11 protein-coding genes are annotated in these 14446 nt (G+C 50.0%); 9 read left to right on the forward strand and 2 right to left on the reverse strand.

All coding sequences use genetic code 11. From position 1 onward, the window contains the following. Positions 1 to 129: 129 nt before the first annotated feature. Positions 130 to 1689, reverse strand: coding sequence for a DUF5722 domain-containing protein (locus DWZ56_RS16590; RefSeq protein WP_118557723.1), 1560 nt, complete (start codon positions 1687 to 1689; stop codon positions 130 to 132). A 238-nt stretch (positions 1690 to 1927) separates the two neighbouring features. Between DWZ56_RS16590 and DWZ56_RS16595 the strand changes: the two genes are divergently transcribed. The 3 genes from DWZ56_RS16595 to DWZ56_RS23360 are packed head-to-tail and all read left to right on the forward strand — an operon-like array spanning position 1928 to position 3475. Further along, positions 1928 to 2365 (forward strand): DUF4869 domain-containing protein, encoded by a 438-nt coding sequence (locus DWZ56_RS16595; RefSeq protein ID WP_118557724.1) that lies wholly within the window; start codon positions 1928 to 1930, stop codon positions 2363 to 2365. Positions 2366 to 2373: 8 nt separating this feature from the next. Further along, positions 2374 to 3336, forward strand: a complete 963-nt coding sequence (locus DWZ56_RS16600) for a translation initiation factor 2 (RefSeq protein WP_118557725.1) — start codon at positions 2374 to 2376, stop codon at positions 3334 to 3336. 13 nt (positions 3337 to 3349) lie between these two features. Then, positions 3350 to 3475: a hypothetical protein gene (locus DWZ56_RS23360; RefSeq protein WP_279220310.1), complete on the forward strand. Its 126-nt coding sequence runs from the start codon at positions 3350 to 3352 to the stop codon at positions 3473 to 3475. An 88-nt stretch (positions 3476 to 3563) separates the two neighbouring features. On the opposite strand, the gene DWZ56_RS16605 is transcribed toward DWZ56_RS23360, so the two are convergent. Next, complete coding sequence (locus DWZ56_RS16605) at positions 3564 to 5243, reverse strand: hypothetical protein (RefSeq protein ID WP_118557726.1); 1680 nt, start codon at positions 5241 to 5243, stop codon at positions 3564 to 3566. A gap of 224 nt (positions 5244 to 5467) precedes the next feature. Between DWZ56_RS16605 and DWZ56_RS16610 the strand changes: the two genes are divergently transcribed. The 6 genes from DWZ56_RS16610 to DWZ56_RS16635 all read left to right on the forward strand — a co-directional run bounded on the left by DWZ56_RS16610 (position 5468) and on the right by DWZ56_RS16635 (position 14436). Next, positions 5468 to 5797: an MmcQ/YjbR family DNA-binding protein gene (locus tag DWZ56_RS16610; protein WP_118557727.1), complete on the forward strand. Its 330-nt coding sequence runs from the start codon at positions 5468 to 5470 to the stop codon at positions 5795 to 5797. Between the two features lie 115 nt (positions 5798 to 5912). Beyond that, entirely contained in the window at positions 5913 to 9347 is a 3435-nt protein-coding gene (locus DWZ56_RS16615) for a hypothetical protein (RefSeq protein ID WP_118557728.1), read from the forward strand. After that, positions 9337 to 9801 carry a hypothetical protein gene (locus DWZ56_RS16620; RefSeq protein ID WP_147369441.1) on the forward strand — a complete coding sequence of 155 codons (465 nt, stop codon included), beginning with the start codon at positions 9337 to 9339 and terminating at the stop codon, positions 9799 to 9801. The genes DWZ56_RS16615 and DWZ56_RS16620 overlap by 11 nt, the downstream gene beginning before the upstream one ends. 4 nt (positions 9802 to 9805) lie before the next feature. Continuing rightward, entirely contained in the window at positions 9806 to 10810 is a 1005-nt protein-coding gene (locus tag DWZ56_RS16625) for a GDSL-type esterase/lipase family protein (protein ID WP_118557730.1), read from the forward strand. Positions 10811 to 10989: 179 nt separating this feature from the next. Further along, positions 10990 to 13095: a hybrid sensor histidine kinase/response regulator gene (locus tag DWZ56_RS16630; RefSeq protein WP_158584641.1), complete on the forward strand. Its 2106-nt coding sequence runs from the start codon at positions 10990 to 10992 to the stop codon at positions 13093 to 13095. Positions 13096 to 13107: 12 nt separating this feature from the next. Continuing rightward, positions 13108 to 14436, forward strand: coding sequence for an ABC transporter substrate-binding protein (locus DWZ56_RS16635; RefSeq protein ID WP_118557731.1), 1329 nt, complete (start codon positions 13108 to 13110; stop codon positions 14434 to 14436). Positions 14437 to 14446: the final 10 nt, after the last annotated feature.

Here is a 14446-nt window from a genome sequence, read left to right on the forward strand (position 1 = left end):
CCTTTCCTATAGCTACAGTATACTATATAAAAGCTGAAAATTAAAGGGAGGTTGTGTAATATATCTATTAATTTAAATAAAACTTAACAATGTTCGGACTCAATATGTGGGATTCCTCATCTGCATGCATTATCCCCCAAATGCGTTGTCCTGCGAGGTATCGCGTTCTCCGTAGACAACCGGCGGATGCAGCAGATAATCAAACAGTTCTTCACCGATGAATGCCCGCGCTCTTTCTACCGCTTCGGCCTCCTTTTCCGTGTCCATAGCCAGGAAGGAATCGCAGATCGGCTTGGGTTCGCCCACATTTTCCGGCTTTGTGGGATCGTAGCGGAAGATTCCCAGATTCAGACCGAACTCCTGCGGGTTATCGATGCAGGAATGGTGGGTGAACATATCCACCGTGTTCATGTTGCGCGCCTTGAGATAGGCGAGCACATAGCCGGCCGCCGCCATCTGCTCGGTTAGCTTTCTTAGCGGTCCGTCCTGGGAATTGAAGCCCTGCTCGCTGAATACGATGCGCCGGGCCTGCCCGCGGTAGAGATAGTCCGCCTGGGACAGGAAAGCTTCCAGCACCTCCATGTTTTTAAAGGTGATCTTAGGCGTGCTGAAGGTAAAATCCGGCGCGCGGTCGTGCCAGAAATCCGCCCATTTAAGGTCTTCCGGATAAGGGTGGTAGGCGACGCCCCAGCCGAAATTTCCTTCGCCGCATGCATTGGAATTTAAGAGCTCCAGCACGGTGCGCCCGCTGTAATAGCGCAGGGTCTGGGCCGGGTTAAAATTGGCGCCGCACCAGAACTGATCCAGGGAAATGTAAACACGGAAGTGACTGCAGTGTCTGCGGCCGCACAGCCAGGCTAAGCGCAGGGCCTGGGTATATTCGCGCACGTACTGCTCCACCGGCATCTCCCCGGCATTTCCCCAGACATACTGGCTGTCCACTTCATTGGATATGATGGCTCCCACCGCGCAGCCGTATTTTTTGTCCGGACGGGTATAGCGTTCTGCAAGAAATTCCACAAATGCACCGTAGTAGCCCTGGCCTTCTTCCGTCTCCATATCAAAGGCGCTGATGAAGGCTTCGGAGCTGTTCCAGTCAAAGCCCGGATGGATGCAGGCGTCCAGAAGCGCCTTTTCTCCGGTAGAGCCAAACAGGCGCGGGGAATTGAGCAGGATCATCGTTGTGATGGGAACGCTTTGCATCTGCCGGTCCACCTGCTCCACGGCACTGCGGCGGAAATAATAGGTGCGTCCGTTAAAATCGTAGGGGATGGTATCAACGCCTGGCACCGCGGTCATGAGACAGGGCAGATTGATATCCAGACGTCCCTGCCGGATATCCAGTTTTTTGGATAGCTCGGGCGGTGCACCCAGGGTCTTTATAGTGGCCGGCTGCGGATAGGGCGCAGTGTTTTCAGGCACATCCTCCGCGATATCGGTCACATAGCGCACTCCGCCGGCCTCCTCTTCGCCGCAGTAAACGGTAAAACGAGAGTAAAGGCGGTCATTGGCATTTGGGCGGCGCTGCAGCTCGATGATTCCTCCGGTGGCTGCGGCCTCCTCCATGGACAGTGTCCTGCCGGGCTTTGCGCCGACGGTGGGCACGCTTTCGCGCACGCGGACCGCGCCGTCCGTATCGGTATACAGGCGTATCCGATGGCGGTCCGCTTCAATTTTTAATATCTTCATAAGCGTTCTCCTTTGAGGTGGATTTTTCTGATGCTTATTGGGGTACTTGCGGTAAAGATATCATACTGCCGGACAAAAGTCCATGTGCATTCATACAGTATATGTCAGAGGTTTTTGTACAAAGTGATTGACGGTTATCAGGTGGATAGGTTTCCTGGAGTTTGGATGTTTTGTTTTACTGGGATGTGTGTTATAATATTCTCAATTATAGGTAAACCGATATGAGAGAGGTGCTTTTGTGCTGCATATATTTTATGGCGAAATGTCAGATGTGATTTACAATACTTCCATATATTTTAAAAATACGTATGAAGACGAATGGATCACCGATCCCTTTACAAAAGAGATGATCCTGGATATAGATAAATCCAGCGTCTTAGAAGGATCGGTGATTGACAGTCCGGTTATGGGGAAAATTCCGCCAACGAGTTTATCCGGTGGTGTCAAGACGTTGATTCTAATGAAATATGAGCCGGACAAAATATGGAATGCTTCTGCTTGTGGAGATAATTGTGCTAAGTGGATTTTAAAAATTGCGGAGGAAAAAGAACTAACGATTAACCTGCGCCATATAATGGACTTTGGCAGCGGTGAGTTTACAATCCATATTTTAAATACGGATCAGATTGTCCACAATATGAAAGAATTGATTTGGATTGCCGGACTCTATGTATAGAGGTGTATATGAGAGGAAAATATCGTATAATTGTACAAAATAAAAGAATCCGCTATAGTTTTGAGATAAAGAGAAATATTACAGTGATCAGGGGCGACAGTGCAACCGGCAAGACAGTTTTGATAGATATGATTCGGGAGTTTCAGGAGAATGGAATTGCCAGCGGTATCGAATTGAACTGCGAAAAAAAGTGTGCAGTTCTGTCCGGACAGATATGGAGGGCGCAGCTGTCATCGATACACGACAGTATAGTTTTCATTGATGAGGGAAACAATTTCGTCGGAACGAAAGAATTCGCTGCCTGCATTCAGAAAACAGACAATTATTATGTGATTGTAGCCAGAGAAGGTCTATCTATGCTGCCATACAGTGTAGAGGAAATATACGGTATTCGTAATTCGGGAAAATATGGAACTTTGAAGCAGACTTATAATGAGTTATATCACTTATATGGAAAGAGAGAGTATTCCCATTCGGTTCGGCCAGAGAGCATTGTCACAGAGGATTCTAATGCAGGCTTTGAGTTTTTTTATGATGTATGTCAGAAAAGGGGAAAAGTATGTATCAGTGCCCGTGGAAAATCCAATATTTTTTCAACTTTAACCAAGTGTATAAAAGACGAAATCTTAATTATAGCGGATGGAGCTGCATTTGGGTCAGAAATGGACAAAATGATAAAACTATTGGAAACAGATTCTAGGTTTCATATATATTTACCAGAGTCCTTTGAATGGCTGATATTAAAAAGCGGATTGCTGCAGGATCAGAAATTGGCGGCAATTTTAAAGGAGCCATATAATTATATAGAGAGTTCGGCAGATTTCAGCTGGGAGCGATATTTTACGAGACTTTTAACTGCAGTAACTGCAGATACTCATATGAGATACACAAAACGCACGTTAAATGCGTTTTACCAGCAAAATTACATTGAAACGAAAATTATGCGTGAAATGGAACAGATAGAGATATAGAGAAGGTGACAAAATGAACAGACAGAAAACAGCTCTGGCCGTTCGGGCTTCGATGGAGTTTACGAAAACAAAAAACGGTGTGCTGGAAAGAAGATATGCCACACATTATATAGAAATAAAAGGAAAAGACGATGAATAAATGCCCGCATTGCAGAAGAGGGGCAGCCTCACCGGATGATTGATAAATCACAGGTGAGACTGCCCCTCTTCTGCAATGTGCTGTAGTACTAGATCCCGCGGTAAATATAGGAAAAGCGGCCATAAGGCGCGGTATCTCCATATTCATAAAAATCGGCGATTGTTTCGTTCTTACCGGTGTGGTCCGCCCACTTAAAGCGCAGTTCGAAGCGGTCCTCTGTAAGTCCAAGCACAGAACGGGGTACCGCGATCATGAGGCTGCAGCCCTCCTTTCGGTAGGAGATGCGGGTGTTATTGCCGAAACGGTAGCCTCCCAGGCAGGTCTGCACGAAGGTGGCGCAGCCGTCCAGCACGATATCGTTGACCAAATAGTGCCAGCCATGCCAGTGAGGCGCATAGGGACGCCCGGCCACCCCTATGTACAGGTTCATCCATTTAGTGAACATGTTGAATACGATTTCTTCCCTGGTTTCGGCATAGAAATATACATTTTTGTCATCGTGGCAGACTTTCAGACAGCAAAACTCATTGCGCCCGCTGTGATCCTCATACAGGATTCCTCCCTGGCCTTCCGCCCTGCGGGGCAGCGTGCCATAAGGCATCGCCCAATAGGATGGCACATCCTCCCATTGGGTAAACGGTCCGGACAGATCGATGGGGTGTTTTTTTTGTGCCTGTGGCATTGGAGGCGCCCCTTTGTAGCGGCGGATATAATCACACAGCTGCAGATAGTAACTGTCAAAGTGACCGCCCCGCATCGGTTCCACATCCCGGGAATATTCCCAATCCGCCTGATCGACCATCAGCACCGGCCGCGGATCGTCTCCTTTGATCTTGCCGGCGGTCCATTCGTTCCAGCCGGTAAAAAAGACCATCTTCGGATCCAGAGCAATCGCGCGTTCCCACTGTTCGGCCATATTATAGCCGTAATACAGGGCCTCGGGAGTCTTGTCATTGCGCGCGTCATGGAACGCACGGCCGCGGGGCACAGGGTCATTGTAAAACGCTCCGTCCCCGAAGCTTAGATTGGGATGCTGCGCCACGCTGACAGGCACGATCTCATGTTCCCCGGCGGCGTTGATCCAAACGCGCTGGGGCCTTTCGAAATCGATCCACGGACAGCCGCCTTCTTTTTTCGCTTCGGTCGGCCACTGCGGCAGCCTGAATGTGAAAAATTCCCGCTGTGCGGGTGTACACTGTTCGGGGTCCGCAATGATAAACGGCTTACCCTCCCATGTAAACCACAGCTCGCGAAACAGTCCGGGCTCATAGAGGTCGTTCCAGATTTCATCCAGCGTCTCTCCGGAAAGAGTGTTGGTATAATATGCAATTTGGGGAACTTTCCAGCCCTCCTGACGGTATTCCTCCAGCGTTTCCAGCAGCCCGCGGACCTGCGGCCAGAAGGTGGTGCGGTTCGTGGTATCAAAGATCAAAAAGTCCACCCCGGCCTGGGTGAGCAGCTTCACATGCCGGCGCAGTACCCAGCGGTCATCCAGAAAGTAATATCCGAACAGGGGCTCATCCCAATAGAGAGCTCCGTCCCCCCACGCAGGGTGATCAAAATCCTTAAGCGCATCCGGGTGCTCCTTCATCATCCGGGTGACGTTGACCGGAGCCGGTGTGGGCCGGTCTTTGGCCCCGTGCGTGAGAAAATAGAAACAGCCCACCGCCCTATCCTCCTTTAACGGTCCGGTCTGTTCCTCTCCCGGCAGCAGGCGTCCCAGGTCATCAACGGCATACAGAGCGCCAAAACTGGCATTTTTGTCCATGATATTACCCTCCCTTATCAGTATTTGATAGCCGCCGCCGGCTTTTGGATGGAAACCGCGCGGCATTTTACATGTTTTGGTAAAGATATCATACTGATTCCGAAAAGTCCATATGCATTCCTACAATTAAAACAGGGCATTTTTGTGGAAAATGATGCCGCTATTGAGAAAAGCTGAGAAGTTTGATAAAATCATAGAATAATTGACATGAAAGAAGGAGCGCCATGCTGACTCGAGAGGAAGCCATTTCATTCTGCCTGACTTTAAAAGATGTATATGAGGATTACCCTTTCCGCGATCCGAACTGGACAGTGATCCGGCACAGGGCTAACAAGAAGGTGTTCGCCTGGATCTATGAAAAGGACGGCCGCATCTGGATCAATGTGAAATGTGACCCGCAATGGCGGGATTTTTTCCGCAGCGCTTTCCCATCGGTGGTTCCGGGCTATCACCTCAATAAAGAGCACTGGAATTCCATCATACTCGACGGCACCGTGCCGGAAAAAGAAATCAGAAAGATGATCGGGGAAAGCTATGAGCTCACGAAACGGTAAGAGGATGAGGTTATGAATACTTTGTACGTGCGCGCCGCGGGCAGGATGGCATCCGATGAGAACTGTGCAAATCACGGCGCTATGGCTGTGATATCAGCGAAAGGTACCAAAAAGAATGAACGAGTACGATTTTTACCGCATTTTTGAACCGCTGGAATTTCAGGACTTTGCACGGGATATGGTCCAGGTGAAGACAGGGCTTCTCTTTGAATCCTTTGCGGAGGGAAGAGATCTTGGAATTGACGGAAGGTGCGTGCTGCAGGACGGCCGTACGGTCATCTTTCAGGCAAAACGCCTTAAAAATTCAAATGGGAAACTGCTTGCCAGGATGAAGGAGGAGCGGGAGAAGCTTGACCGGCTCGCACAGTACGGCATTCGGACGGACCGGTATATCCTGGCCATTGCCGACGATCTGCTGCCGGAGAAAAAATCCGCTGTTATCAAACTGTTTGATCCGTATATCTTAAATCCCGAAGACATCATTACCGCGCGGGACTTAAACAACTGGCTTAGCGGCCCGGATTTAGGATACCGGGCGGTGGAAGAAAAATATTTCAAACTGTGGATACAGAATACGAAAACCCTGCAGAGGATCCTGTTTGAGACCGTGAACACCCGCCTGGCGGAGCAGTCCCGGATCAGGCTCGCGGATGCGGTTGAAAAGGCACAGCTTTTTGTGGAAACAGAAGTCTATGAGAAGGCTGTAAATCAGCTTAAGAGGAGCCGGGTGCTGATCCTGTCGGGGGAGCCGGGAGCCGGAAAGACGACTCTCGCGAATCAGGCGGCGCTGTATTTTTGCGCCAGATATGAGTTTGAATCCTGCTTTTATGCGTCAAGGGTGGAAGATTTATATACCGCCCGGAGCCTGCCGGGAAAAAAGGTGATTGTCTTTGACGATTTCTGGGGAAGCAACGGCTTTGACCGCTTCGGAAACGGGCTGGATGTGAAAGCGCTGGCTGCGTTCATAGAGGATGTGCGCAGGAGCCGGGACTGCATCCTGATCCTGACAACGAGAGAATATGTTTTGGAGCAGGGATTAAAACAGAACGAAGATTTCCGCAGGATTGTGGAAACAGAGGGTCTGGAATGCCGCATCGAACAGTACTCCCGTACGGACAGGCTGAGAATCTATTTTGGACATCTGCGCAATTCTGCACTTACCTGGGGACAGGTCAATGCGCTGTTAAAGGCCGGCAGACAGGTGATCCTTTCTTCCAACTACAATCCGCGCATTATAGAGCTGTATACCAAAACAATCCGGCCGGAGGATGCGCCGTCGCTCTGCGTTGAAAAATTCTTTCAGTATCTGGAGTGCCCCGTTGATTTCTGGGAGAAGATCTATGCCGACCTTTCACAGGAGGCCAGAGCGGTGATGCTCATCCTGGCGGTGATGCCTCTTCCGGTTGAACTGGAGCTTCTGCGGGACTGCTATCATCAGGTGATGAAGGACCAGGATAAGGAACTGGAGTGGAAAGAATTTTCGGATGTGGCGGCGGAGCTGGAGAAAACTGTGATTCGAACGGATTTATATAACCGGGTGAACCCTCTTATCACCGTAACCTGTCAGAATCCGTCCGTGAAGGACTTTATTCTCGGATATATCAGGGCCAATCTCAAACAGTACAGCGGTATTCTCCTAAACAGCTGCCTGTACTTTTCGCAGTGCGTGGAATATTTAAAGCTTTTATACGATATGGAGGATACGGACGGGCTGTACGGAGCCGTTATGGAGCGGGCGGCTGCGCTCATTGACACCGAAGCCGTTTCATTTTATGACAAATATGCGGCGGTACTGTCCGAACGCGAAGAACGGGACCGGTATGACCGGAACTACCATACATTAAACGAGTGCGGAGAGTTAAGATTCGGACGTCCCTTTCAGCTTTTGCTGCTCTATAAAGCAGGCAGCTGTCAAACGCTTGGGAGCTGGTTTTCACGGGTGTTTCAATCCGTCGAAGAGTCCATGGAGCGGTATCCCGAATCGGCGCTTGGGGAAAATATACGGATGTTTCCCCGGGTCGCGGTGCATGTATATGAAGAGGGGCTTAATGACGATATCAACCGGATGATCGATGTCTACACCAGAAGCCTTATGAAAAACAGGCTTAGTCTGGACGCCGGAGCGTTTGAAGACCGGTATCCGGATCTGTGGAAGCGGTACATAGAGGAACATCGGGAAACAATCGGGAATTATCTGCGGAAATACTATCAGGCCAACCTGTGTCTATCGGCAGTGAAAGGGGATATGGTGCGGTTCATCCTTTGGGAAGCCGCATATGAGGACGACTGTGAGCAGTTCGGACTTGTCCCGGATCCGGCCATTGAGAAGTCGGTTAAGCGGTATGAACGCTGGCTGGAAGCGAATGAGAAGGAGGAAGATCCTAAGAACGGGGAGGAAATAAGGCGCGGGGGCAGGGAGAGAACGGTCGAGGATGTTTACAGCGAATTTAAAGAAAGCTATCTGGAGGAAATCCTGCCCGCCGATGTTTCAGAGCCTGAAGAATGGCTGATCTGCAACGAACCGTCGGAACAGGTGCAGTCGGTTTTGCTTGAAGGAAGGGATGACCTTTTATGGAGCCGTTTTATGTATGATGAGCAGTCGCTGAATTTTCTGTGCGCTTATGTTTCCCGGACTGGCAGCCTGCCGGACCGCCTGGCGGACAGTTTTAAGTCGGTGGCCCGTTATATAGAGGATTCGGCAGGACAAAGTGACGGCGAACTGTATCGGCTCTTTTTAAGCCTTGATTTGAGCGTGAATGAGGAGGGCATCTGGTCGGAAAAGGAACTGGAAGCCTGCTATCCGGAATTCTGGGTCTGGAAAGAGGAACAGGTGAAACGCCTGACCGATTCGGACGTGTTTATACACTGCCATCACTGGTACCGGCTTGCTAATACGCTGCTGTCGTTCTGCGTATACGGTGATCAGCTTGGCCTTCTGCCGAAAGAGGACAGAATGTATATCTATAAGGGTATCTGGGCAGAGGATGTGGATACCGCACAGGGCGGAGGCATGTGTGGGAGTGCGCTGCAAAAACAGATGATCAAAACAGGGAAGTACTGGAAATCAGAAGAGGAAGAGCTTCTCATAAATGCATTGCATGAGCTGGACCCGCGGTCATTTGAGTCCGGTGTGCTAAAGCCTCTGGCGGAACGTCTGTACCGAAAAGTGATATTGGCGGGCCGGGAGGACGTGATAGAGAATTTGGCATCCGAGACAGAACTTCTGATAGAGATTACTCCGGAGGGGGATGTCTTGGGAGGCTCGTCATCAGGAGATGATTATTTTAAAGCGATAGCCGTAGTTTGCGACTTCTGGCTGTTTGATCTTGTACCGGATCAGTTTACAGACGCGCAGATGGAGCTCCTTGCCGAGAACGGGCTGATAAACAGAGGAAAGAGAAGGGGTAAACACGGGATATATCCCGTTCGGATCGCCCGGCTGGCGGATGCGCATCTGCTTGTGCCGCTCGGGCTTTACCAGCCCCTTGAGAAGCTGTGGAAGGATATATGTGATACACTGACAGGAAAAGGAGATACGGATGATGAGTGATGACGAGAGAAAGGCTGTGCGCGGCAGGCTAAAGGCGGCTGCAGGCAAATACTCGGATTACGGCAGGTACTTTCATCAGCTGATGCGCCTGGAAGAAGAATACGATGAAACGCTGGAACTCTATAATTTTGATATCTGGATGGGAGAATCCGGCGGCACGATCCGCGAACAGGCTGCGGAAATGCTGCGCATAACCGGCGAGCTGTTTTCGGATATGAAAGACAATGCCGGGCAGGAACTGTATTACGCCATGAAGGAGATCATGTGTCTGGAAGAAGAGGAACAGATACGGATCTGTGGAGCGGCCGTCAGAGAAGAACAGTTTCCGGAAGATAAATTCGGGGATATGCTGGCGGAATGGGAGGATTTTTGCTACACTCAGGATGGAGCGCTGGAATCCTTCCTGGAACACTGGAAGACATGGGCTGCGGCGTCCGAAGCGGGGGAGGAATGAACCTATGATATTCAGGAAAATAGATTTTCATAACACCGATACACTTGTAAAGACAGAGAAAGGCTATACCATGCAGCGCGTCCCTGATTCCGTCCGGCTGAAACTCAACGAAGGGGCCAGGGATCAGGTCAGCTTTAACTGCACCGGTGTGGAGCTGCGGTTTAAGGTGAAGTCGGAGGAGGCGGTGCTGACGCTTCGGGCAGAGGAGAGCAGCGAGGCTTTGACGGCATATATCTATTACGGCTCTTTTCAGGGAGGGTGGCAGCATTCGTCCAAGACAGTAGGGACAGAGGACACCAGGATATCCGTTCCCAGACCGCAGGATGTGAAACTCCTGGAAAGCCTTACAGAGGAATGCGGCCTTCCCTTTCAGCCGGAGGTGGTGCGTGTGATCCTGCCATACGGGAAGTGCTTTTTTGTGGATATCGAGGGGGAGGTGGAGCCTCCCGCACCGCAGGATGTGCCGGAGAAGACATATCTGGCCTACGGTTCCTCCATCACCCACGGAAGCCTTGCGCTGGCCGCGCCCTGTTCTTATCCCTTTCAAATCGCCCGCAGGCTGGGCTGCGATTATCTGAATCTGGGATATGCGGGCAGCGCGTATCTGGAAAGGGAGATGGCGGAGTATATTGTGAGCCGGAAGGACTGGGATTTTGCCTCCGTGGAGATGGGCATCAATATGCTGTACGGAGATTTCGATACGGCACAGTTTGAATGCCGCGTGAGAGATTTCGTGGATATACTATCCGCTGATGGGCGTCCTGTCTTTGCCACCGATATCTTCCGCTTCAACGGCGGCCGGGAATTTCAGAAAAAGGCAGAGATCTTTCGTGGCATTGTAAAAAAATATGCGGACGGGAGGCTTGTGTTCACTGACGGCCTGAAACTGCTCAATGATCCGGCTTTCATCTCCCAGGATCTCATACATCCGAGTCAGGAGGGGATCGGCAGGATTGCGGAGAACTGGTCTAAGATCATGGAGCGATATCTTTTGTCACACGGATGCTGAACTGTTACTTCATATGAAAAAGATTCATGTCGAATGCTTGTTAATATTGTTATATCTTGGTATACTGCTTTTATATAAATATACATACCGCCGTTTCCTTTCCTCGACATAACTGGCAAAAGAGATACGACGAAGCTTGATTAAGAATAGCGGAGAATTCCAGGGGAATGGAGGACGTTATGAAAAGAGGAAATAAGAACCGGGCTGCTGCTTTTGTTTCTGCAACGTTAGTCGCATTATCGCTGGTGGCTTTCATTTATATAAATCAGCTTACCAAAACGACAGATGCTTCGGTTGTCGCATCGATGCAGGAATTATCCAGACATGATATGCAGAACATCCAAAGTGAACTGGAGAGCTCGTGGGATTCACTATCCGCGGTTTACATCAGAACTATGGCAAGCCGGTGCGGCACTATACAGGAAATTTGCGGCCGCTTAAATTTGGAGCAAATTTCCAATATATTCAATACGATTTATTTAGTTGATTCCAATGGGAATACATACTCCGGCGCAAATGTGGTAAAAAATGAAAGTGAAAAGGAGTACGTGATGCCTTTGCTCTCGGGTCAGCAGAAAATTGTCATGCGTTATGACAATGTGGATGTGTTGGAAGCAATCACAGAAAGTCTTGTATATGGTGTCTTGTGCGAGCCGTTTGAGGTGGAGGGCATCCGGTTTATCGGGATCATAGGCTTTTCAAAGATCAGCCTGATGGCGGAGCGCCTGAAAATCGACAGTTTTGACGGGAGAGGCTACACCGGTATCATCGATATAGACGGAAATTACGTCGTGAACCGCGACCGCAGTGCGGGAATCGGGAAAATTGACAACTACTTTGACCAGTTACGGAAACGAGCGAACCTGTCGGATCAGGAGATTTCGGACATCATCGACCGGCTGAGACAGGAGGAAGAATTTCTGCTGCACTTCAATTATTCGGATCAGGGAGCGCAGGTGGTATCCTTCATCCCAATGCCCGGCACAACATGGAGCATCGTTTTGACGGTTCCCCGGGAAGTGTTCCGTGAACAGACACAGCAGTTTGTATTTATGACAGCTGTAATGCTTGTGGTCGTCGTGATCGTTTTGTGCCTGATGACGCTTGTAATTATCCGTATTTCCCTGATCTCCGCAACGGCAAAAGCGGAAGCGAAATCCCGCGGAGAGTTTCTTTCAAATATGAGCCATGAGATCCGCACGCCGCTCAACGGAATTATTGGCTTAAACCATCTGATGCAGCAGAACACACAGTATCCTGATAAGCTGGCGGAATATCTTAGAAAATCTGATTCAACTGCAAAATACCTGCTTTCCCTCGTCAACGATATTCTGGATATGTCAAAATTGCAGTCTGACAAAATGGTGCTGGTGCCAAAGCCATTTTCCGTCAAGGATCTGATCTCTACGACTGAATCCCTGATACGCAGCCGTATGGAGGATAAGAGGATTGACTTCCGGGTCGAAACCGATATTATTTGTTCCGACCTTGTGGGAGACGACATAAGGATCGAACAGATCCTCGTTAATATACTGGTAAATGCAGCCAAATTTACGCCGGATGGCGGCCGTGTTATCATGCGGGTGTTCCAGTCGGCCGAAGACGGCAGAATATCGACGACCTATCAGGTAGAGGACACCGGCTGCGGCATGAGCGAGGAATTCCGGCGGAAGATATTCGACCCATTCAGCCAGGAACACAGCGGCATTTCCCAGGGCAGCCAGGGGACCGGGCTTGGGATGTCCATCAGTTTCCTGCTTGCGAAGCAGATGGGCGGCACGCTGGACGTAACAAGCCGGCTGGGCAAGGGCAGCTGCTTTACCTTTCGTGTGACGTCAGAGACAGCCCGGAAAGATTCGGTCGGTGAGGTGGCCGCTGACAGCGTGCTTAAAGTTTGCAGCAGCGGGAAAAAACTGCGTATTTTAGTTGCTGAGGATAATGAGCTGAACGCGGAAATTCTCATGGAAATTCTGGACACATCGGGCTTTGCCGCAGTCCGTGCGGCGGATGGCGGCGAGGCTGTCGAACTGTTTGAAAGATCGGCACCATATGAGTTTGATATTATCCTCATGGATTTGCAAATGCCCGTGTATAATGGCTTTGAGGCGACAAAGCTCATCCGCAGACTGAATCGCCCGGATGCAAAGACAGTGCTCATCTATGCCTGCACAGCCAATACATTCAGGGAAGATCAGGATCAGGCGCAGGAAGCCGGGATGAACGGGTTTATTGCTAAACCGATTGACGTAAACAAGTTGATGCAGAAGCTTGGAATGGGAAAGTAAAGGAGAGCAGAAATGAAAAAATGGAGACGGCTTCTCATGGGAGGAATATCCCTGTTTATATTCCTGGGGGCACTGGCCGGATGCGCGCCCCGGGAAGCGGAGAAGAGAGCGAGTAAGCTGATAGTAAAGCTTCCTCCGCTGACGGTGGCCAACGCTGATACAGGCATTACCGATTTTTATGACGTGTTGATCCAGGCAGGCAAGGAGTTCGCCGCTCAGTATACAGACAATGACGTTACGGTAGAGGTTATAAAATTCGGCTACACAGAGGAGGACGAATATATCGCGGGGTGCTTCGATACGGATAACGCTGTGGACGTTTTATTTGAGGGATATTTCAACATGGCAGGATATATTCATACGGGCCGAGTAGTACCGCTGGATGATATCCTCACGGATGAAATACGGGCCGACGTTGATGATACACTTTGGAAGATGAGCCAGGTGGACGGCAAGATTTATATGCTGCCCTATTACAGCCTTCAAAACACGCTTATTTATAACAAGGACCTGTTCCGTCAGTGCGGGCTGGCGGAGTACATTGGAGCGGATGATACGATCCAGAGCTGGACGCCCGAGGAGTGGGAACACATCCTGTCCGCATTAGCGGAAAAACTTCCCGAGATGACCTACCCCATGCTGATGTACGCCAAGAATGACCAGGGCGACACACATATCATGACACTGCTGCGCAGCAAGGGCAGCGCCTTCTTTGATGAAAACGGCCGTTTTAACATCAACACGGCGGAGGGCATCGCCGCTTTGCAATGGATTGCAGAATCCTACAAAAAGGGGTATTTCCCACCCGGCTGTGAGAACATGGAGATAATTGACTGTAACGCACTGTTCGCAAATAACCAGCTTGCCATACATATGGCAAACAGCGCCACGATGATCAATGAGGATATGACCTCGGCAGGAATCGCCAATTTCCCCAGCCTGGACGGGAAAGGTTATAATACATCGTTTGTCACTGGCTTTGAGGTCTTTGATAATGGGGACCCGGAGAAGGTGCGGATCGCCAAGGATTTCCTTCGCTATTTTATGTCCAGCGAGGAACTTATGAATTATGCACAGATAGGTATCCCGGCCAGCAACGCTACGGCGGAACGTGTGAGCCGGCATATTTTTATGCAGGAGGCCTATACTGCCAATATGGCCAACACAGTGGATTTTACCGCAAACAATCCCAATTGGCGCGGGGTGCGTGACATATTTTATATACATATCCATGAACTGCTTGCCGGAACCATAACGCCGCAGGAGGCAGCCGAGGCGATTGATGCGGATTGCAACGCGGCGATTGATGCGGGCTGGGCAAACAGTAAGCTGCACGAATAAACAGGAGGTT

It is taken from the genome of Lachnotalea sp. AF33-28 (assembly GCF_003477885.1).
In the GTDB taxonomy this organism is placed as follows: Bacteria; Bacillota; Clostridia; order Lachnospirales; family Lachnospiraceae; genus AF33-28.

What these genes read in the sequence shown, in the direction of transcription:
- DWZ56_RS16590 (WP_118557723.1), bottom strand. Translation starts at nt 1,689, where the DNA reads ATGAAGATATTAAAAATTGAAGCGGACCGCCATCGGATACGCCTGTAT.
- DWZ56_RS16600 (WP_118557725.1), top strand. Translation starts at nt 2,374, where the DNA reads ATGAGAGGAAAATATCGTATAATTGTACAAAATAAAAGAATCCGCTAT.
- DWZ56_RS23360 (WP_279220310.1), top strand. Translation starts at nt 3,350, where the DNA reads ATGAACAGACAGAAAACAGCTCTGGCCGTTCGGGCTTCGATGGAGTTT.
- DWZ56_RS16605 (WP_118557726.1), bottom strand. Translation starts at nt 5,243, where the DNA reads ATGGACAAAAATGCCAGTTTTGGCGCTCTGTATGCCGTTGATGACCTG.
- DWZ56_RS16610 (WP_118557727.1), top strand. Translation starts at nt 5,468, where the DNA reads ATGCTGACTCGAGAGGAAGCCATTTCATTCTGCCTGACTTTAAAAGAT.
- DWZ56_RS16615 (WP_118557728.1), top strand. Translation starts at nt 5,913, where the DNA reads ATGAACGAGTACGATTTTTACCGCATTTTTGAACCGCTGGAATTTCAG.
- DWZ56_RS16620 (WP_147369441.1), top strand. Translation starts at nt 9,337, where the DNA reads ATGATGAGTGATGACGAGAGAAAGGCTGTGCGCGGCAGGCTAAAGGCG.
- DWZ56_RS16625 (WP_118557730.1), top strand. Translation starts at nt 9,806, where the DNA reads ATGATATTCAGGAAAATAGATTTTCATAACACCGATACACTTGTAAAG.
- DWZ56_RS16630 (WP_158584641.1), top strand. Translation starts at nt 10,990, where the DNA reads ATGAAAAGAGGAAATAAGAACCGGGCTGCTGCTTTTGTTTCTGCAACG.
- DWZ56_RS16635 (WP_118557731.1), top strand. Translation starts at nt 13,108, where the DNA reads ATGAAAAAATGGAGACGGCTTCTCATGGGAGGAATATCCCTGTTTATA.